Genomic DNA, 18980 nt, shown 5'->3' with positions numbered 1-18980 from the left:
GGGCCAATCAGGCTTTGCGTCGTTCAGTTTATAACCATTGCATCAAGCCATATAGCGAGTATAGAAGCGAACAGTTAATCGCGTGTAACTTTTTGTAAGCCTGTGCGCGGTATCCACACGATGGAGCCGGATGAACGACTCTGGCACAATGCCGGATTGGCTTTTCACCAGTTTACTGACCGGGGACCTTCAGGTTTGAACCAAGAGCACTCGCATCTCATGCTGCCTTCGGATTCGGCCTGGCTGGCTTTGGAGCGGCCGGACAACCCCATGACCATCACCATCATGCTCCGGGTGGACGGGCTGACCGCCGGCCGTTTCCGGGAGTTTCTTGAGGTTTACTGGTCGGCCTGGGAACGCTTTGGTTGCCGCCCGGTGTGGAAAGCCCCGGCCTGGTACTGGCAGCCAGACGCTACCTTTAATGTGGCGCACCACCTGGATGTGGCGCTGGACCGGTTTGACCAGCACCAGCTGCAGGACTGGGTGTCTGCCCGACTGAACGAACCCCTGCCACTTTATCGCCCGGCCTGGAAATTCTGGCTGGCCCCTAACGCCGAAGGCGGCGCTGCCCTGCTGCTGCGATTGCACCATTGCTATGCCGATGGTTTGTCGCTTTTGAGTATTTTCGACCAGTTGTGCCCGGCCTCGCCCCGGCAATACCCGGCGGTATACGGCGCCCCGGAGCAGCCCCGGGTAGGGCGCTGGCTGGAAACCGCCCAGCAATGGCTGGGCTCACAGCTTGCCCGCTACGGCGCCACCACACAGACTGATTCAGAAAAGCCGGAGGCCGGCCTGGAGCAAACCCTTGCGGCCCGCACCGTACAGAACGGGGCGCGACTGGTGCATGAGCTGAGCGAATTCCTGGCCGAGGAAGAAGACTCCCCCTCTGATCTCAAGCGGCCGCTGGCCGGCCAGCGCACTTGCCGGTGGTCGGCTCCGGTGCCGCTGGAGCGCTTTCGCGCCATTGCCCACCAAACCCGCACCACCATCAACGATGTGCTGCTGGCCTGCGTGGCTGCAGCGGTACGCCCGCGGCTGGGCATGACACCGGAACAGCTGGACGATGCGGTGATGCACGCCGCCGTGCCGGTAGACATCCGCACCCGCTTGCCCGAAGGCATCAAGCCCGAAGCCGGTGAGCCCGGCAACTGCTTCGGTACCGTGTTTGTGCCACTGCCGGTAGATGGCGAAAGCGCCCTGGAGCGGTTGTTCCGCATCAAGCATGAAACCCGCAAACTCAAGAAGAGCTGGCAACCGGGCCTGGCCTGGGGCCTGACTGCCTGTGCCTCCCTGCTGCCAGACATCGGCCGCAAACCCCTGGCCGATCTATTCTTTCGCAAGGCCTCGGCCGTGGTTTCCAACGTACCGGGCACTCCGGAAACCCGTTACCTGGCCGGTTGCCCCATTACCGAGCAGATGTTCTGGGTGCCCCAGGCCGGGAATATCGGCCTGGGTGTGAGCATTGTCAGCTATGCCGGGCAGGTGCAGTTTGGCGTTGTGGCGGATGAGGCGGTGATGGCGGATCCTGCGGCGTTTCTGGAGGATTGCCTGGCGGAACTTGGGCAGTTCCCGGACGAGTCGTAATTCCAAAGTTCCATTCCTGGTGCCTCCCAAATGAGCAGGCAATCTGCTCTCACGAACAATACTCCCCGACTTTTGATTCCCCGACCATGGTACTCAGGCGTGATCTAGCGCCCGGGGTTGCTGGCCATTGCTGCTGCCCCTGATCCCAGATTTCAAATAACAACCGGGGGAAGTATGAACAACAACAAAGTAACAAAGTCAGGGCTGGCTCTTGCCGTGGCTGCATCTATGTTGGCCGGCTCAGGGGCACAGGCTGCGGTTGAAGTCTATAACCAGGACGGCACCAGCTTTTCGGTGGACGGTTATTTTAACGCTTTCTACGTGAACCGTGATGACAAGGTGGCGGATGTCCGTAATTCCGACATCAAGATGGGTTTTCTGCCCAACACGATTGGCTTCAATTTCAGCAAGGACATGGGTGACCTTACGCTTGGTGGTCGGTCTTCATTTTGGACCACCATCAACGACAGCTTGCAGTCTCCCACCGATACCAGCATTGATGTGCGGCAGCTGTATGCCACTGTAGATGGCGACTTTGGCCAGGTGCTGATCGGTAAGGATTTCGGGCTGTATGCCCGTTCTAATATTTTCCTGGATGAACTGTTGATGGGTTTTGGTTCTCCGGGCGCCGCGACTGGCGTGTCCTTTGGCAATATCCGCGCCGGTTATCCTTACCCGAACCCCTCTGCACAGATTACGTACCGATCTCCGGATATGGCTGGCCTGAAGGTGGCGGCGGGTATACTCGAGCCAGCAAACACCACACCGGGTGCGGGTTCTGAGCAGTCTGCGCCCCGATTTGAAGCGGAACTGACCTACAGTGCCGACCTGCAGGGCCTGTCGCTATCCGGCTGGCTCAATGGCCGCCACCAGAGTTCCGAGAACGCGACAACCAAGGTGGACAGTCGGGGTATCGGTTATGGCCTGAAGGCCTCTGTTGCGGGGTTGTCTGTAACGGCTTCCGGGTTTACCTCGGAAGGTGATGTGCCCGTGCTGATCAGTGATGGACTTCTTGCTTCGGAAGAGGATGCCGACGGCTACCTGCTTCAGGGCTCCTATACTCAGGGAGCCAACCGGTTTGTGCTGTCTTACGGCGAAACCGATTCCGATCAGGGTGGCTTCGAAACCGAAAATACCTCGTTCGCGGTGTTCCACGACGTTAACAGCAATTTCAAGCTGGTGGCGGAATACAACATGTTCGAGCAGGAAACCAAGCCCACCGGCGCAACGGCTGTGGATGCGGACACCCTGGCTGTGGGTGCGATCGTAACCTTCTGATCCTGATATCACCGGTCAGATACCGTGTGTACTCTGCGGTATCTGATTGAGTGAGCTCAGACTAAAGTGCCGGTTTGTGTGTGCCAAAACCTGGCTGGGCCACTGGTCATTGATTCAGGGAGTTTATAATCAATGGGTTATCACCGTTTTGGCGCACCGATAAAAAGCACCGAAGTCGAATTTTCCTCCGCTGGCATCGGCGTAGAATCAGAGCCACTGTGTACTCTGACAAGAGCTGTTGCCATGCCATCACACAATCCGGAGCCACCGGTGAAAACAGCCAGCACCCGTGTCCGTGATCCGGAACTGGCGGCTGAGGCGCTGGCCAGACAGTTGCGCCATGAGCATCTGGGCTGCGTGCTTTTTTTCTGTTCTGTGGAGTACGACCTTACCCGCCTCGGGCCAGCGCTCAAGATGGCATTTCCTGGCATCCGGGTGGTTGGTTGTACATCTGCTGGTGAAATTACCAGCGAAGGCTATGGGCGGGGCTGTATCAGCGCACTGGGCTTTGATGCCCGGTACTTCGCCATCGACTGCGCACTGATCAGCGAGCTTGAACGCTTTACCCTTCAGGACGCGCAGCAGGTTATTGACGGGCTGTTGAGCACCTGTCGCGATGCACGGCTGGCACCGGTTAAAGGTAATACCTTTGCAATCACCCTTCTGGATGGTCTTTCGAGCCGGGAAGAGCTGGTACTGGCCACCCTGAATGCGGCCTTGGGTACTATTCCCCAGTTTGGCGGCTCGGCCGGTGATGATGAACGGCTTGCCGACACCCACGTTTTTTTCGACGGGCATTTTCACAGCGCGGCGGCCACCGTCGTACTGGTGAACACACCGCTGGATTTTCGCGTGTTTTCAACCCATCACATGCGGGATCAGGCAGACAAGCTCGTTGTTACCCGTGCCTGCCCCGAAAGCCGGACGGTGTTTGAGCTGAATGCGGAGCCGGCGGCCGATGTCTATGCCCGCAGCGTAGGTGTTCCGGTCGAGCAGCTTGACCGGCGAGTGTTTGCCTTACAACCGCTGGGCGTGCGGGTGGGGGGGAACTATTTTGTTCGATCCATTCAGCGGGTGAACCCAGACGGCAGCCTGACATTCTATTGTGCCGTCGAGACCGGCATTGTGATGACCGTCATGGAGCCAGGCTCATTGCTGGATAGTGTTCGGGCACAAATCGAAGCGTCGGAGCGGGTTGTGGGCAAACCACTGGTGACCCTGGCGTGCGATTGTTTCTTGCGGCGCCTTGAGGCGGAACTGACCGGCCAGCTTGACGATGTCACTGGCTTCTTGCGTCAGCACAAAGTGGTCGGGTTCAACACATACGGTGAACAGTTTAACGGCATGCACATCAATCAGACGTTTACGGGGGTGGTCATTGGCCAGCCTGAATTCAGTACCTAGTGCCCCATCGCCTGGCCCTGATGATGATCTTTCGCTCCGGATCGCTGAACTGGAGCTGGAAAACCAGCGCCTGCGCAGCATCCGCGACGCCCTGATTGTCCGGGTGGAATCTGGCACAGGGCACAAGCCTGCTCCCTATGCGGCATTCGAACACTCGGTCATCCTTGCCGAGCAGGTACGGGAGCGGACCGAAGCCCTGAATCTGGCCATGGAAGAGCTCAAAGCCAGCAACAAGGCTCTGAGTCGTGCCCGGGAAGAAGCTGAGACCTCGCGGCAGCGATTGAGTGATGCCATTGAAAGCATTGCCGACGGATTTGTGCTGTTTGACCGCGACCACTGCCTCATCCAGACCAATAGCCGGTTCCGGAGCTACTGGCGCCACGCGGGGGTGCCGGTACCCCAAGCAGGCACGCCCATTGAAGCGGTGAAAGCCCTGGCCCTGAGTTCCGGCCTGGTGGTTGAAGAGCACAGTCACGAAGACGCCGAAGGAACAGTGTTCCTGCTCTCTAACGGCCGCTGGGTACAAATGACCGAGCGTACCACCCGTGAGGGTGGTCAGGTGGTGCTCTACTCCGATATTACCGACGTCAAGAACAGTGAAATGGCCCGTCGCATCAAGGCGCTGGAAGAAAGCGAGCGCTGGATCCGGGTCGTCACCGACCATGTGCCGGCGTTGATTGCCTATGTAGGGGCAGACCTCACCGTCCAGTTCTGCAACAAGGTTTATCAGGCCTGGTATGGCCGTAATGGTGTGTCGCCACTGGGCAAGCGTCTGGAGCAAGTGCATTCCGATGAGTTCTACCAGCGTCTGCTGCCCCAGATACTGGAAGTACTGGACGGGCACAGTGTGAACTTTGAGTTCGAGGAAACCGGCGAGCATGGTGAACAGCGGTACATGTTGCGTTCCTATGTGCCCAACAGGGATGAAACCGGCGAGGTGACCGGCTTTTTTGTTCTGATCCGAGACATCACTGAAAGGCGCAAGACCGCGATTGCGCTGGAGCAGGCCTACGACGACCTGGAGCACCGGGTGCGAGAGCGCACCGCCGCCTTGACAGGCCTGAACCAGCAACTCCGGCAGGAAATTTCGGAACGTTCTGCAGTGGAAGCCCGTCTCCGGGAAGCGAAGCAGGAGGCTGAACAGGCCAACCTGTCCAAAACCAAATTCCTGGCTGCTGTCAGTCACGATCTGCTGCAGCCGCTTAATGCCGCACGCTTGTTCACCAGTGCATTACTTGAGCAGAGCTTCGGGCCCAAGGCCGAGAGCCTTGTGCGTTCGGTCAGTACTTCGTTGGATGATGTAGAGAATCTGCTGGGCACACTGGTGGATATTTCCAAGCTGGATGCCGGAGTGATCACTCCGGACGTGACCGCCTTTGATCTCCGGGATCTGCTCAATAACATCGCCCGGGAGTTCCGGCAGATGGCCCTGGCTGAAGGGCAGCGGCTGGATTTCGTGCCCTGCTCTGCAGTGGTTCAGTCGGATTCACAGTTGCTGGCGCGGATACTGCGAAACTTCCTGACCAATGCCATTCGTTATACCGGCCAGGGCCGGATTCTGCTTGGTTGCCGTCGCGAGCATGACCACGTGTTGCTGCAGGTCTGGGACACCGGGCCAGGTATTCCGGCAGACAAGCTCACCGAAATCTTTCAGGAGTTTAAACGGATTCGCCCCAAGGGTGCCCAGGCAGACAAAGGGCTGGGCCTGGGCCTGGCTATCGTTGACAAGATTGCCCGGATGTTGGGCCATGAGATCTCGGTATCATCTGTTGAGGGAAAAGGCTCCGTGTTCAGCGTCCGGGTGCCCCTCGGAGAACTTCAGTCAGCCCAACCGGCACCCCGAGGGCCTCACCTGCCGATGCTCGATAGTGGTTTGAAAGGCGCCCGGGTGTGGGTGATCGATAATGATCTGGCTATCTGCCAGGGGATGAAGACCTTGCTGGAAGGCTGGGGTTGCCGGGTCACCACAGCCGTTTCTGCCGAGGGCCTGGCAGGGCAGGTAGATGTGGCAAGGGCTCCGGTAGATCTGATACTGGCGGATTATCACCTGGATAATGATGAAAATGGCGTCGACGCGGTGGCAGTGATCAATGCTCAGCGCTTACAGCCAGCGCCGGTCCTGATGATCACCGCCAACTACACCAATGAACTGAAACAGCATATCCGGGAGCTTGGTTACCTGTTGATGAACAAACCGGTCAAACCGCTTAAGCTCAGGAGTGTACTCAATCACGTGATGCGTTGCTGAGTGCTGATGCCGGCTGCGTTCAGCGTTTGAGATACTGACTGAAGTCCACATCCCCAGCCGATAGGATAGCCTGTACCCGGTTGTGAACACCGAGCTTTCTCAGGATCGCGGAGACGTGGGCCTTGACCGTGGTTTCTGCGATGTTGAGGTTGTAGGCAATTTGCTTGTTGGATTCACCCTTGGCCATACGTTCCAGCACCAACAACTGGCGCCGGGTGAGAGAGTTCAGTAGTTCCGGCGAAATCAGGTTCTCATCGCTTCGAGTACGCCGGTGGGAGCTTTCTTTACTGGTGCGGATAATGTCTGATGGCAGGTAAACATTGCCGTTCAGTATCTGCTGGATGGCCTCAGTCATCTGGGCCCGGGGTGAGGACTTGGTGATAAACCCTACCGCGCCATAGGTGATCGCCTGCAGCACTATCTGTTTGTCTTCCTCGGCAGAGACAATCACTACGGGAATGGTGGGTGCTTCGTTACGTAGGGTAATCAGGCCGTTGAGCCCGTGCATGCCGGGCATATTCAGGTCCAGCAGGATCAGGTCCAGGTCGTCATTCTCGCGGGTGATTTCCAGAGCGCTGTCCAGGTCATCGGTTTCGATGATTTCACTGCCTTCGAAACCGGAGGCGATAACGCTGCTGATGGCTTCCCGGAACAGCGGGTGGTCGTCGGCAATCAGAATCTTATACGCCGGTTCCATGGTTGCTTCTACCTGCTTGTTTTCATTGTCGGGGATGGCTTCCGAGTCATGATAGCGGTTTTCGGAAGACAGTGCGGCATCGAGCTCGTTCAGCATGGCGGCCTCCTGTGCAGAGAATCGCCGGAGTCGGTTCCGATCCTCTGTTTATTATTGTGATGGTTTCATTACACGCCATCTTGGTCTCGGGTTGAATGCGACCATCGCACCAAAAAACAGGCACCAAAGTACTATTCTTGCCGGGCTGCGGGCTTCGTATCGTGTAGTAATGAGCCTACAACCAACAATAACGACCGTCTCCGCATTCTCTCTTGCTGATCCATGGATCAAACAGGCAATGGCCGCACTGCTATGTTTTCTTTTGAGTCTTGCTGGCGGTGTCCATGCCCGGGAAGAAGCATCTGACCTGCCCATGCTGTCCGTCAGCGTGTTGCAGTTTGGAACCGCCCACTGGGAGCTCGATCATCTCCTGCATCGGGAGCTGGACCGGGAATATGGCTATCGGCTGGAGTTGAAACCGGTTGCCAACCTGCCTGCCTCCAGGCTGGCGGTCACCAGCGGTTCGGTGCACGGCGCTGTAGCCGATCTGCTGTGGGCACAGTCACGATTCCAAGCCGGCACGCCCTACCTGTACGTGCCGTTCTCCTCCCAGATTGGCGATATCGTCGTCGCTGACAACTCTCCGATTCGCTCGGTGGCGGATCTGGCCGGCAAGCGCATTGGTATTGCGGGCGGGCCGGATAGTAAGGGCTGGATACTGCTCAAGAAGGTGGCTCAGCGCCAGGGAATCAATCTGGAGGAATCCGCCGAACTTCAGTTCGCAGCCCCGCCTCTGTTGAGCCAGGCGCTAAAGCGCGGGCAGGTGGATGTTATCGTTACCTACTGGCATTTTGCGGCCCGCCTGAGGGGCGAGGGCGGCTGGCGATCGGCGTTTGGTATGGCTGACCTGCTCACTGAGCTGGACCTGGACCGCAACCTGCCGGTGCTTGGTTATGTCTTTCCAGAGCTCTGGGCGCGAGACAATGACCCGCTGATGGATCGGTTTGCAGCTTCCCTGCAACAGGCCAAAGCCGAGCTGGCGGAGAGTACATCCTACTGGCAGCGCTTGCGTCCTCTCATGGGAGATCCGGCCGACAGTGTTTTCGCAGCACTGCGAGAGGGCTTTGTCGCCGGGACGCCTGCGCCGCAAACGGACCAGAGAATCGCTGACCTACAACGTTTGATGACCCTCACCGGCGCCGACCCGGACAACCTTATGCCGGCCCATCTGTTTTACCGGAGGCAGCCGTGAAAGGCCGTGCCGGCCGGCCGCCGCTGTGGAGCTACTGGGTAGTCCTGCCGTCGTTTGTCCTGCTCTGGGGGCTCATTGCCTGGCTGCTTCAGTCGCCCCTCTTGCCGACGCCTCTGAACGTGCTCGACACCCTGATTCGTGAATCGGCGACCGGCGAGCTCTGGCATCATCTGGGCGCGACCCTCGGGCGTGTGGTGGTCGCCTTTATTCTGGCCATGATCATTGGTACAGCCATCGGCATCGTCATGGGCCGTTCGCCAACCACCAATGCCCTTTTCGATCCCTTGCTGGTGCTTTTGCTGAACCTGCCGGCCCTGGTCACCATCATCCTCATGTATGTCTGGTTCGGCCTGGTGGAAGTGGCTGCGGTGATGGCAGTTGTGATCAACAAAGTGCCCAACGTGGCGGTTACTGTCCGGGAAGGTGCCCGTAGCCTGGACTATAGGCTCGAGGAAATGGCCACCGTTTACGAGTTCACCCGATGGCAACGATTGCGGGAAGTCTGGGTACCCCAGCTGTTTCCCTATCTCATGGCGGCTACAAGAGGCGGCCTGGCCCTGATCTGGAAAATTGTCCTTGTGGTAGAGCTGCTCGGCCGTTCCAGCGGCGTTGGCTTCCAATTACATATGGCGTTTCAGGTTTTCGACGTGGCCGCCATTCTTGCCTACAGCCTGGCCTTTATCGTTGTGGTTCAACTCATTGAGCTGGCCATTCTCCAGCCCCTCGAACGCCGCGCCAGCCGTTGGCGTCAGCCGGAGGTGGCACATGCTTGAGCTTAGAATAGAGGGTCGCAGTTTTGGCTTGCCGGTGCTTGGGGAGGTGTTCTCTACCATCAACCGCGGTGACCGCATTTGCCTCCTTGGTCCTTCAGGCATTGGCAAAACGACCTTGCTAAACGCCATCGCCGGACTCGATCAGTCGTTGCAAGGTCCTGCTGTTGTTGGAAGAGAAAAGCTGCGGATCGGCTATCTGTTTCAGGAACATCGGTTGCTACCTTGGCGGACCTTGATGGCCAACCTAAAACTTGTGGGTGCCAGCGAGGCAGAAGCTCAGAAACTTCTGACTGACGTTGGACTGCAGGACTATGCCGGTTATTTGCCCGACCAGCTGTCACTTGGCATGGCCCGACGAGCAGCCCTCGCACGCTGCCTGGCAGTAAAACCGGATCTGCTGCTGCTTGATGAGCCCTTTGCCTCTCTGGATCCGGTGATGGCCAGCGACCTGAAACTATTGATCGCCAGCATTCTGGACGACCATCCAGATATGGCCATGATCTGTGTGACGCACGATGGCCAGGATGTGGAAATTTTGGCGAACCGGCTTTGGTATCTAGACGGCAAGCCGGCTCGGTTGCGATGGGATAATCATGTTGGTGTGTCGGGGTTGATTGGGGGGGTGCTCCGGCGGCTTCGTGGCGAATCAGAGGGTGCGTCGTAGTGAAACCTTTTAAACCCCCGGAGGCATTTATGAAACTCCAATACGCTAGAAAATTGACAGTCATGGCCGTGAGTTTTTGGCTGTTGCCTTCGTTTGCCCTGTATGCAGACGAATCGGAACAGCAAATGGGCGTGGCTCGCGAGATGGTTCAAGTGCTTGAGGCCTATGCTGTTTATAAGATGGGCCAGTATGATCTGGCTTTCGAGCGCTACCAGACGCTTGCAGAATCGGGAAGCCACCAGGGAATCTACAATCTGGCGAATATGTACGCGAATGGTTTGGGTGTGGAGCAAAGTGATGCCAAGGCATTCGAGTGGTATTTGAAAGGTGCAAAAGCCGGCGACAGACTATGTATGCATGCAGTGGCACAAGCTTATGCTCAGGGCATAGGCACCGAAGCAGACCCGATCTTGGCCGATTTTTGGCGAGCAAAGGCAGCATTGGAATCTGATGAGTAACGCTGATCTCCCGGGTTATGAGTTTGCCAGTATCCTGGTGCGCTGAGGTTTAAACCCGGCCGTCGCGAGCAGGGATAAGACGACAGTCACCGTTGCTGTAATGCCATAGGCCACCGGATTCCATTCCAGATACAGTGAGAATCGTATCGCTTCAACGGCGTGGGTAAACGGATTGAACTGGCAGATCCAGTACAGCCAGGGACTGGCTTCGTTCATGCGCCAGAGCGGATAGAGCGCCGAGGACATGAAGAACATCGGGAAGATTACGAAGTTCATCACCCCGGCGAAGTTCTCCAGTTGCTTGATCCAGGTGGCGATCAGCAGGCCCAACGCGCCCAGCATCAGGCTGGTGAGAATCAACGCTGGCAGCACGGCCAGGTAACCCCACAGCGGTGGTTCCACATCCACCAGTAGTGCCAGCAGCAGGAACACATACACCTGGCCGATGGACACCACACCCATGGCCAGCAGCTTGGTGACCAGCAGGAATGGACGGGGCAGAGGGCTCATCAGCAGCACCCGCATGCTGCCCAGCTCCCGGTCGTAGACCATGGACAGGGCGCCCTGCATGCTGTTGAACAGGATAATCATGCCGCATAGCCCGGGGGCAATGTAGGTCTCGTAGGTGATGTAGGTTTCATAGGGCGGGATGATGGAAATGCCCAGAACGGCCCGGAACCCGGCGGCGAACACCACCAGCCAGAGCAGTGGCCGGACCAGGGCACTGGCAAAGCGGGTGCGCTGCTGCCAGAAGCGCAGCCATTCACGGGTCTGGATGCCTACGAAACAGTGCCAGTAGTGAGCTGCTTTCATATCAGCCGGCTCCGGTCAGGGAATGGAAGGTTTCGGCCAGATCCCGGGTGCCTTCGGCTTCGCAGATGGCCTGGCCCTTGCCGTCGGCCAGCAACTGGCCCTGGTGCAGGATCAGGACCCGGTCTTCCGCACGGACTTCCTCGATCAGGTGGGTAGCCCAGAGCACAGTCAATCCGTCTTCCTCGCACAGGGTTCGGACGTGCTCGTTTAGCGCTTTGCGGCTGGCAACGTCCAGGCCCACCGTGGGTTCGTCGAGCAACAAAAGCGAGGGCTCGTGCAGCAGGGCGCGGGCAATCTCCACGCGCCGGCGGTGACCGCCGTTGAGCTGGCGGACGGCATCGTTGGCCCGGTCCAGCAGGCTGAAGCGTTCCAGCTCCCGGTCACCGCGGACTCTGGCTTCCTTGCGGGAAAGACCATGCAAGGCGGCGTGATATTGCAGGTTCTGGCGAACAGTCAGATCCAGATCCAGGGCGTTCTGCTGGAACACAACGCCGATCCGGCGCATGGCCTCGGCCGGCTGTTTTTTCAGGGATTGCCCGGCCAGCAGGAGTTCGCCCTGCTGCAGGGCCAGAAGCCGTGTGAGCAGACCAAACAGGGTAGACTTACCCGCGCCGTTGGGCCCGAGCAATGCGTGAAAACGGCCAGAGGTCAGCGCGAAGCTGACCTCCCGGAGCACCGGCTTGTCGCCGTAGCGAAAGCCGAGGTTGCTCGCTTCAATGGTCATGACGTCGGATCGATGACCACACCCCAGGGGTAGCGGCCTACCTTGATGGACTTGATGACCTTCATGTCTTCCACGTCGATCACGGAGACATCGCCGGACACGCCGTTGGTGGTGTAGAGGTGCTTCTCGTCCTTGTCCAGATCAAGCTGCCACACCCGGGCGCCGACCAGCAGGTAATCCAGAACTTCATAGGTCTGGGCATCAACAACCGCTACATGGTTGGAGGGGCCGAGCGCGACGAAGGCGTATTTGCCATCGGACGTCAGTTCAATGCCTACCGGCTGTACCCGATCCTGATTCACGCCCGGTACCTTGAAGGACATCTCGTGGATCTGCTCCAGGTTGTCGACGTCGATGATGTGCACGGTACCGCCGATTTCCGCGGAGGCCCAGGCAATCTTGCTGTCCTTGCTGAACTCCACGTGGCGCGGGCGCTGGCCCACCACAATGTTCTTTTCGATCTCGAAGGTTTCGGTGTTGATCCAGTGCAGCATGCTGGTGGTTTCGGAGGTGTTCACCGCCCACTTGCCGTCGGGGCTTACCGCCATCCCTTCGGGCTCGATGCCCACATCGATCTGCGCCAGAACATCCTTGGTATCCGCATCCACCACCGTCACGATGGCGTCGTCCTCGTTGGCGATGTACAGGTGTTTGTTGTTCGGGTGTAGCGCGAACTGCTCTGGATCTTCACCCGAGGGCAGGGTGTCCACAATCTTGCGGGTGGCCAGGTCCAGCACCTGCACGGTGTCGTCGTCGCTGGCACAGATGTAAAGCTTGGTGTAGTCCTTGGAAAGCAGAATGCCCCGGGGCCGCTGGCCGACATCGATGGTTTCAAGAACCTCCTGGGTTTCGGTATCGATCACCGACAGGGTGTTGTCTTTCTCGTTGGACACATAGGCAACGCTGGCCAGTGCCGGTGTCGACAGGCCGATCATGGCGGCCAGTGCGGTCTGTTTGAACAGGGTTTTCATGTTGTGACTCCTTCTTGTTTTGAAAGTTGGCAACTCACTGGGTCAGCCGTTGATCCGACACTTGCTCTCGGGACGGTCAAAGCCGAGCGTGTCCATTTCGGTATTCGGGTGAAGAAAACCCTCGAACGGGGCGGTGGCGACCAGCCCTCTGGGATGAACCAGGGGAATGGGTTGTCGCAATTGGCCATTCCAGTCCCGGTAAGTGACTTTGCGGCCCTTGAACGCAGCCAGCTGGAATTTGTCGCTGAACAGGAAGTTCCGGATATCCACGGTGCTGGCGGAATTCAGGTCGGTTACGGCGGTGCCGATTGAGCGAATGGCCGCCCATGCGGCATAGTCTTCGCTGTTCATATCCCGGTCGGCCAGCTCGCGAAAACGGTTCTGGAGTTGCGCCGCACCCCAGCTCTCCACCACCCGATGCCAGGTGACCGGTGACATGCCCTGGGTGCCCACCACCGGGCGCGGCAGCCAGGTATTGAACGGCACGTACTCGCCAAAATCGCCCCGCACGTCAGCGACCACCACCGCGTCGTAATCGCTGGCCTGGGTAAACAGGGGCAGTTCCTTGGAGGCGGTGCGACGCAGGTCGGCGTCAAAGGTCCAGGGCTTGTCTTCGACGATCTCCAGTCCGAAACGCTTGGCCGAGCGGCGGAAGGCATCGGCCCAGCCCTTGTCGGCCTCAGTGGGCCCGGTAATCAGAAACACTTCATCCCAGCGCCGCTGGTTCAGCCACTGGCCGAGGGCGTCGGTGAGCATCGAGTAGCTGGGCATGGTGTGCAGCAGGTTGACGTGGCACTGGCCGGTGCGGAGGGCATCGTCCTTGGCGCCAGCGTTGAAGATCAGGGTGTTGTCCCCGGCCTTTTCGGTGAGGGCTTTCAGGGTCGAGGCAGGCGCATTCACCACAAACAGGTCGAAACCATTCTCGCGCATGGCATCAAAGGCTGCGATGGCGCCTTCTTCCGAATCGGCAACCTCACTCTGGAGTGAGTAGGTCTGGCCCAGAAACTTGCCGGTGGTGCTGTTGTCGTTGATGGCCAGTTCGGCGCCTCGCAGGCCCGCGTCCTCAGGTTCCGGAATGACATTGGAAAGCACCGGTCCCTGATCCGGAACCCACTGCAGATAACCAATCCGCACATCGAGGTTCTCAGCCTGAAGTGGGCTTGCCGCCGCCAGTGTGATCAGTGAAGTGGCCGCTGTCCGGGACAGAAAAGACATGGGATTCTCCGGTTTGTTGTTGTGCTTCCAGCTTAGAGAAGGGAAAAAGTCCCGGAAATATTCAGAAAGTAGGAAAGTGGCGGTACTAAAGAACTATTCCGGTGAAAACTGGCGGCTTTAGCATGGAGATAGAAAGACTGTTTACCCGCAACGGATAAAAACAATGACCGTATACCGGAAGATTTCCCTCTTGATGCTGGCGGTTTTCCTCCTGGTCTACCTGCTTGGCGCGCTGCTCTACACCCAGAAGGCCCGGCATGATGTCCAGCGCGAGCTCGACGGTGTGGCCGGCCTGGCACAGAGTCTGGGAAGCCCCGCTGATCTTCCGGAATCTGTCGTCAGTAGCATGCGTCACCTGACCCCGGCGGCTGAAATGGAATCCGGGACCGGCGGCGAAGTGCCCGCCTGGTTCGTGGCGATGGTTACCAGAGAATCTTCCCGGCCGGTGGTCAATGGTTGGCAGGTTGATCCCGCTGACGAAGTTGAGGAAATCTGGGAAGGGTTCCTGCTGATTTCGGGTGCCTACGCAATCGGTATGTGCCTGTGTTTTCTGGCTCTGTACGTGATGGTCCGGCGCGGCATACGCACACTTGCCAGTCTGGCCGAGGCCATGGGCGCGGTATCCGCAGGTCAGCTGACCTCCAGGCTGCCACGTCAGGGCGAGCAGGAACTGGACGCGCTGGTTTGCCGGTTCAATTCCATGGCCGGGGCGCTGGAGTCGGAGCAGCAGACTGTCAGTCGTCTGCTTAATGAACTGCTGCAGTTGCAGGACCGGGAACGGGAACACATCGCCCGGGTGCTGCACGACGACCTCGGCCAGTACCTGACCGGCATTCGCGCCCAGGCACGCAGCCTGCTCTATGATCCGGAACTGAGTGACCGGCAAAAACAGCAGGCCAGGGATCTGGCGGAGCACTGCGAGACTATCCAGAAGCATTTCCGGCACCTGTTGCAGGATTTGCACCCACTGGTGATGGAACAACTGGGCCTGGGCAGTGCAATCCGGCATCTGACTGAGCAATGGCAACAGCTCAGCGGTCTGGAGTGTCGACTGGCCATGGATGAGCGCCTGCCGGAATTTACCGGTGAGCAGCAGACCCACCTTTACCGATTCCTGCAGGAAGCCCTGAACAATGTCTCCCGACATGCCAACGCGTCCTGCGCAACGCTGGCCGTTGCCCGCAAAGACAACGAGCTGAGCATTGAGGTGCGTGATGACGGTGTCGGCAATGATCAGCTGCCCGGCAATGCGGGTCTCGGCGTACGTTCCATGTGTGAGCGGGCCCGCTGCCTGGGTGGTGAGGTCAGGTTTCTGAGCCGTATGGGCGAGGGAACTCGCATTCGGCTTGCTGTGCCGCTCAGCCCGAATACCGGAGGTGTGCTGTGAAACTGATGATTGTGGATGACCACCAGGTAGTCCGCCAGGGCATCGCCAATCTGCTGCGCTCGATGCTGCCGGCGGTGGCCATTACCGAAGTCGACAACGGTCAGGACGCGGTTGCCCGGTATGGCGAGTTGCAACCGGACGTGGTGCTGCTCGATATGGGCCTCCCCGACATCTCCGGTCTGGAAGTCGGGCGTCGGCTGCGCCAGCGCTGGCGTGGGGCGGCTATCCTGTTTTTTACCATGCACGATGAGCTACCGATGGTTAGGCAGGCCCTGGATGTTGGTGGTCTAGGATTTGTATCCAAGAGCTGCGCCCCCGAGGAGCTTGCAGAAGCCGTGAAGCGGGTCGCTGCAGGCCAGCCTTACATTGAGCACCCGATTGCCACCCGGTTGGCCATGAACCAGGAGCGGCCTGTGGATCATCGGCTCAGGGATATGACCCAGCGGGAGATGGAGGTATTGCTGATGTACGCCAGGGGCGAGAGTGTCGGCGGAATCGCCGAACGGTTGTGTGTCAGCAGTAAAACGGTTTCCAACCACCTGGCCGGCCTGAAAAACAAGCTTCAGGTGTCGTCATCCGTGGAGCTGATTCATCTGGCGGTGGATGCCGGTCTGATTCGTTATGGTCAGCTGGAGGAAGCGAGGCGGGTCTGAGCCCGCCCCGGGGTTACCAGTCAAAGGGGCAGGCCGTACAGCCCTCCATATAGGTGCCCTCAAAGGTTGCATAGTGGATTCGGGTTCCGGTCAGGTCCGCATCAGCCAGGTTGGCCAGCCCCAGCTTGGCCTCCTGAAGGTTTGCGCCCCTGAGGTTAGCCCCCTCCAGATTCGCCTTCGGTAGCCAGGAAATCTCGAAGCTGCTAAAGGGCATGATGGCGTTAACCAGGGTGGCACCGGAAAAACGCGAGAAGTCGAAGTTGGCGCCGGTCAGATCTGCCCCGCTGAAGTCCGCACCCTGGGCGAACAGATACTCGCCCTGCATCCCCTGTAATTGAGCATTCTTCAGCGACGCGCCGCGCATACTGGCCCGGTAGACCTGGAGGCGGTATCCGGTGACGCCCTCCAGGTTTGCGCCATCAAGGTTGGCACCTCGCAGGCTGGTATGGCTCAGGTTGGCGCCAGACAGATTGGCTCCCCGGAAGTTGGCAGAGCGCAGATCCATATTCGACAGATCCACTCCCTGCAGGTCAGCGCCGGCACAGCTGGTCTTCCGTTCCAGCTTGCAGCCGTTGATAACAGGGACGTTATCCAGGTCGGCCATATAATCGCCGGCCAGTGCCGGTGCCATGAACACTAAAAGTGAGGCGGTAGCCAGAGGTCTCATGATTTCACTCCTGAATCTTGGCCGGAAAAAAGGGGGCCTGGCAAATTGCCAGACCCAGTCCGGAGGACAGTTAGCGGGAGGCCTGCGCCCAGGAAGGCATCTTGAAGACCCAGAATGACCCGCCCTGGGAGACAGGCTTGGTCAGCTCGGCCATGTCGCCGCCCCAGAGAGGAACCGCGCCGCCATAGCCGGAGGCAACCCCGATGTACTGCTCGCCGTCCATTTCCCAGGTGATGGGAGACGAGATGATTCCGGAGCCTGTCTGGAACTTCCAGAGTTCCTCCCCGGTTTCAGCATCGAAGGCTTTCAGGAAGCCGTCGCCGGTGCCGGTGAACACCAGTCCGCCCTTGGTGGCCAGCACCCCGGCCCACAGTGGTAACCGTTCCTTGTGCTCCCATTCGATCTCGCCGGTGAGCGGATTCATGGCGCGAAGGATGCCCACGTGGTCGTCATACATGCGCTTGATCCGGAAGCCCTGGCCCAGATAGGCGGCGCCTTTCTTGTAGGTCACCTCTTCTGTCCAGTAATCCTCTTTCCAGTGGTTGGCAGGCACGTAGAACAGGCCGGTGTCCTGGCTGTAAGCCATGGGGTTCCAGTTCTTGCCGCCGAGGAAAGGTGGAGAGACTTCAATGGCCTCGCCACGGGTTTCACCCTCTGCTACAGGTGGCGGGCGCTGACCTTTTCTCTCCACAGGGCGGCCATCCTCACCAATGCGCTCGGCCCAGGTAATGTTGTCCACGAACGGAAAGCCTTTCTTGAACTCACCGTTTTCACGGTCGACCACATAAAAGAAACCGTTGCGGTCAGCATGGGCGGTCGCTTTGACGGTTTCGCCGTTCTCGTCGTATTCAAACAGCACCAGCTCGTTGTTGCCGGAGAAATCCCAGGCATCGTTCGGCGTGTGCTGGTAGAACCACTTCACTTCGCCAGTAGTGGGGTCTACACCCACCTGGCCGGAGGTGTACAGGTTGTCGTAGTCGGCAGGGTCACCGCCGGGCGATGTGCGTTTCCAGGTGTTCCAGGGCGCGGGGTTACCGGCACCAATGATGATGGTATTGGTTTCCGCGTCGAAGCTGGCGCTTTGCCAGGGGGCGCCGCCGCCATGACTCCAGGCTTCAACCTTGCCCGTTTCGGTGTTGGGATCATCCGGCCAACTGGGCGCGCGAGGATCCCCGGTGGGCGTGCTTTTCTCGCCGTTCAGACGGCCATAGTGGCCTTCAACGAAGGGGCGCATCCAGACTTCCTTGCCGGTATCCGGATCCCGGGCAAACAGCTTGCCGACCACGCCGAATTCATCCCCGGACGATCCGTGAATCAGCAGGACTTTGCCGGTCTCCTGATCTTTCACCAGAGTCGGAGCACCGGTCATGGTGTAGCCAGCTTCGTGGTCGGCGAATTTTTCACGCCATACGATGTCGCCGGTGTCCTTGTTGAGTGCAACGATGCCGGCGTCGAGGGTGCCAAAGAAAACCTTGTCGCCAAAAATGGCTGCGCCCCGGTTGACCACGTCACAGCAGGGACGGATGCCTTCTGGAAGGCGGTGGTTGTATTCCCAGAGTCGTTCCCCGGTTTTTGCATCCAGGGCCCACAGCCGTGAGTAGGAGCCGGTCACGTAGATGACGCCGTCGTGGACCAGCGCCTGGGATTCCTGGCCCCGTTGCTTCTCATCGCCGAACGAGAATGACCAGGCAGGAACCAGACGCTCGACGTTGTCCCGGTTGATCGTGGTCATCGGGCTGTACCGCTGGGCCTTGGGGCCAATGCCGTAGCCCAGCACGTTCTCGGTTGTTTGGGCATCGTTGGCGATATCTTCCCAGGTAACGTCTTTGGCACTGGCCTGGGCGGCCAGTCCTGCTGCTGACCCAAGAGCCAGGGCCAGTCCGATCCCGCGAAGCAGCGGGTGTTTGCGTGTTCTGATGTTCATAGTCTTTCCCCTTGGTTTTTGTTGTAACCATCGTCTTGCTCATGGCATCGACGCTTCGAGTATCGGCGCAGGCGATTCGCTGTGGCGACGGAAAAGTCCATCCCGGAATCGGGAAGTTGGCCTCAAAAACCGGGAAAACTTCCCGAAAAGGCTCCTTCTTCATGAAAAATGGAGGTTTTCAGGTTTTCAGGCCGGCATATCGTGCTTTGGCCTTCGCTCTGAGCGTCTACTA

General features: G+C 58.8%; 17 protein-coding genes. 10 read left to right on the top strand and 7 right to left on the bottom strand.

Translation table 11 applies throughout. From position 1 onward, the window contains the following. The first annotated feature begins 219 nt into the window (after positions 1 to 219). The 4 genes from B2589_RS09580 to B2589_RS09565 all read left to right on the top strand — a co-directional run bounded on the left by B2589_RS09580 (position 220) and on the right by B2589_RS09565 (position 6514). Complete coding sequence (locus tag B2589_RS09580; RefSeq protein WP_286816421.1) at positions 220 to 1584, top strand: WS/DGAT domain-containing protein; 1365 nt, start codon at positions 220 to 222, stop codon at positions 1582 to 1584. 174 nt (positions 1585 to 1758) lie between these two features. Continuing rightward, on the top strand, positions 1759 to 2862 hold the full coding sequence (locus B2589_RS09575) for a porin (RefSeq protein WP_286816420.1): 1104 nt from the start codon (positions 1759 to 1761) through the stop codon (positions 2860 to 2862). Between the two features lie 243 nt (positions 2863 to 3105). Further along, positions 3106 to 4266, top strand: a complete 1161-nt coding sequence (gene nosP / locus B2589_RS09570) for a nitric oxide-sensing protein NosP (protein ID WP_286816419.1) — start codon at positions 3106 to 3108, stop codon at positions 4264 to 4266. Further along, positions 4241 to 6514: a NahK/ErcS family hybrid sensor histidine kinase/response regulator gene (locus B2589_RS09565; protein ID WP_414673949.1), complete on the top strand. Its 2274-nt coding sequence runs from the start codon at positions 4241 to 4243 to the stop codon at positions 6512 to 6514. Before nosP ends, B2589_RS09565 begins: the two co-directional genes overlap by 26 nt. A gap of 19 nt (positions 6515 to 6533) precedes the next feature. Here B2589_RS09565 and B2589_RS09560 read toward each other — a convergent pair whose 3' ends face one another. Next, the gene (locus B2589_RS09560; protein ID WP_058342435.1) at positions 6534 to 7211 is read right to left on the bottom strand and encodes a response regulator; all 678 of its coding nucleotides are present in this window, start codon (positions 7209 to 7211) and stop codon (positions 6534 to 6536) included. Between the two features lie 334 nt (positions 7212 to 7545). On the opposite strand from B2589_RS09560, the gene B2589_RS09555 reads away from it, so the two are divergent. Genes B2589_RS09555 through B2589_RS09540 form a run of 4 tightly spaced genes read left to right on the top strand, consistent with a single transcriptional unit; the run spans position 7546 to position 10394 of the window. Next, positions 7546 to 8499: an ABC transporter substrate-binding protein gene (locus tag B2589_RS09555; protein WP_286816418.1), complete on the top strand. Its 954-nt coding sequence runs from the start codon at positions 7546 to 7548 to the stop codon at positions 8497 to 8499. Beyond that, positions 8496 to 9272: an ABC transporter permease gene (locus tag B2589_RS09550; protein WP_286816417.1), complete on the top strand. Its 777-nt coding sequence runs from the start codon at positions 8496 to 8498 to the stop codon at positions 9270 to 9272. The genes B2589_RS09555 and B2589_RS09550 overlap by 4 nt, the downstream gene beginning before the upstream one ends. Next, entirely contained in the window at positions 9265 to 9936 is a 672-nt protein-coding gene (locus B2589_RS09545; protein WP_286816416.1) for an ATP-binding cassette domain-containing protein, read from the top strand. Before B2589_RS09550 ends, B2589_RS09545 begins: the two co-directional genes overlap by 8 nt. A 29-nt stretch (positions 9937 to 9965) precedes the next feature. After that, on the top strand, positions 9966 to 10394 hold the full coding sequence (locus tag B2589_RS09540; RefSeq protein WP_286816414.1) for a tetratricopeptide repeat protein: 429 nt from the start codon (positions 9966 to 9968) through the stop codon (positions 10392 to 10394). A gap of 15 nt (positions 10395 to 10409) precedes the next feature. On the opposite strand, the gene B2589_RS09535 is transcribed toward B2589_RS09540, so the two are convergent. The 4 genes from B2589_RS09535 to B2589_RS09520 are packed head-to-tail and all read right to left on the bottom strand — an operon-like array spanning position 10410 to position 14117. Then, positions 10410 to 11207: an ABC transporter permease gene (locus tag B2589_RS09535; RefSeq protein ID WP_286816413.1), complete on the bottom strand. Its 798-nt coding sequence runs from the start codon at positions 11205 to 11207 to the stop codon at positions 10410 to 10412. A gap of 1 nt (position 11208) precedes the next feature. Next, positions 11209 to 11931 carry an ABC transporter ATP-binding protein gene (locus B2589_RS09530; protein WP_286816412.1) on the bottom strand — a complete coding sequence of 241 codons (723 nt, stop codon included), beginning with the start codon at positions 11929 to 11931 and terminating at the stop codon, positions 11209 to 11211. Further along, entirely contained in the window at positions 11928 to 12902 is a 975-nt protein-coding gene (locus B2589_RS09525) for a YVTN family beta-propeller repeat protein (RefSeq protein WP_286816411.1), read from the bottom strand. The genes B2589_RS09530 and B2589_RS09525 overlap by 4 nt, the downstream gene beginning before the upstream one ends. Positions 12903 to 12944: 42 nt before the next feature. After that, a complete protein-coding gene (locus B2589_RS09520) occupies positions 12945 to 14117 on the bottom strand; it encodes an ABC transporter substrate-binding protein (protein ID WP_286816410.1) in 1173 nt (390 codons plus the stop codon). 163 nt (positions 14118 to 14280) lie between these two features. Between B2589_RS09520 and B2589_RS09515 the strand changes: the two genes are divergently transcribed. Together B2589_RS09515 and B2589_RS09510 are read left to right on the top strand one after the other, a co-directional pair. Continuing rightward, complete coding sequence (locus B2589_RS09515) at positions 14281 to 15504, top strand: HAMP domain-containing sensor histidine kinase (protein WP_286816408.1); 1224 nt, start codon at positions 14281 to 14283, stop codon at positions 15502 to 15504. Then, positions 15501 to 16157, top strand: a complete 657-nt coding sequence (locus B2589_RS09510; RefSeq protein WP_286816406.1) for a response regulator — start codon at positions 15501 to 15503, stop codon at positions 16155 to 16157. Before B2589_RS09515 ends, B2589_RS09510 begins: the two co-directional genes overlap by 4 nt. Positions 16158 to 16170: 13 nt before the next feature. Here the strand turns inward: B2589_RS09510 and B2589_RS09505 are convergent, their stop codons facing one another. Together B2589_RS09505 and B2589_RS09500 are read right to left on the bottom strand one after the other, a co-directional pair. Further along, positions 16171 to 16824 (bottom strand): pentapeptide repeat-containing protein, encoded by a 654-nt coding sequence (locus tag B2589_RS09505; RefSeq protein ID WP_286816405.1) that lies wholly within the window; start codon positions 16822 to 16824, stop codon positions 16171 to 16173. 70 nt (positions 16825 to 16894) lie between these two features. Continuing rightward, the gene (locus B2589_RS09500; protein WP_286816404.1) at positions 16895 to 18748 is read right to left on the bottom strand and encodes a methanol/ethanol family PQQ-dependent dehydrogenase; all 1854 of its coding nucleotides are present in this window, start codon (positions 18746 to 18748) and stop codon (positions 16895 to 16897) included. Positions 18749 to 18980 lie beyond the last annotated feature (232 nt).

Origin of the sequence: Marinobacter sp. UBA3607, from assembly GCF_002375525.1 — a bacterium.
Classification (GTDB): domain Bacteria; phylum Pseudomonadota; class Gammaproteobacteria; order Pseudomonadales; family Oleiphilaceae; genus Marinobacter; species Marinobacter vinifirmus.
Note: the sequence above shows the minus strand (reverse complement) of the source record. Positions and strands in the feature narration are given on the sequence as shown.

What these genes read in the sequence shown, in the direction of transcription:
- B2589_RS09580 (WP_286816421.1), top strand. Translation starts at nt 220, where the DNA reads ATGCTGCCTTCGGATTCGGCCTGGCTGGCTTTGGAGCGGCCGGACAAC.
- B2589_RS09575 (WP_286816420.1), top strand. Translation starts at nt 1,759, where the DNA reads ATGAACAACAACAAAGTAACAAAGTCAGGGCTGGCTCTTGCCGTGGCT.
- nosP (WP_286816419.1), top strand. Translation starts at nt 3,106, where the DNA reads ATGCCATCACACAATCCGGAGCCACCGGTGAAAACAGCCAGCACCCGT.
- B2589_RS09560 (WP_058342435.1), bottom strand. Translation starts at nt 7,211, where the DNA reads ATGGAACCGGCGTATAAGATTCTGATTGCCGACGACCACCCGCTGTTC.
- B2589_RS09555 (WP_286816418.1), top strand. Translation starts at nt 7,546, where the DNA reads ATGGCCGCACTGCTATGTTTTCTTTTGAGTCTTGCTGGCGGTGTCCAT.
- B2589_RS09545 (WP_286816416.1), top strand. Translation starts at nt 9,265, where the DNA reads ATGCTTGAGCTTAGAATAGAGGGTCGCAGTTTTGGCTTGCCGGTGCTT.
- B2589_RS09540 (WP_286816414.1), top strand. Translation starts at nt 9,966, where the DNA reads ATGAAACTCCAATACGCTAGAAAATTGACAGTCATGGCCGTGAGTTTT.
- B2589_RS09535 (WP_286816413.1), bottom strand. Translation starts at nt 11,207, where the DNA reads ATGAAAGCAGCTCACTACTGGCACTGTTTCGTAGGCATCCAGACCCGT.
- B2589_RS09530 (WP_286816412.1), bottom strand. Translation starts at nt 11,931, where the DNA reads ATGACCATTGAAGCGAGCAACCTCGGCTTTCGCTACGGCGACAAGCCG.
- B2589_RS09525 (WP_286816411.1), bottom strand. Translation starts at nt 12,902, where the DNA reads ATGAAAACCCTGTTCAAACAGACCGCACTGGCCGCCATGATCGGCCTG.
- B2589_RS09520 (WP_286816410.1), bottom strand. Translation starts at nt 14,117, where the DNA reads ATGTCTTTTCTGTCCCGGACAGCGGCCACTTCACTGATCACACTGGCG.
- B2589_RS09515 (WP_286816408.1), top strand. Translation starts at nt 14,281, where the DNA reads ATGACCGTATACCGGAAGATTTCCCTCTTGATGCTGGCGGTTTTCCTC.
- B2589_RS09505 (WP_286816405.1), bottom strand. Translation starts at nt 16,824, where the DNA reads ATGAGACCTCTGGCTACCGCCTCACTTTTAGTGTTCATGGCACCGGCA.
- B2589_RS09500 (WP_286816404.1), bottom strand. Translation starts at nt 18,748, where the DNA reads ATGAACATCAGAACACGCAAACACCCGCTGCTTCGCGGGATCGGACTG.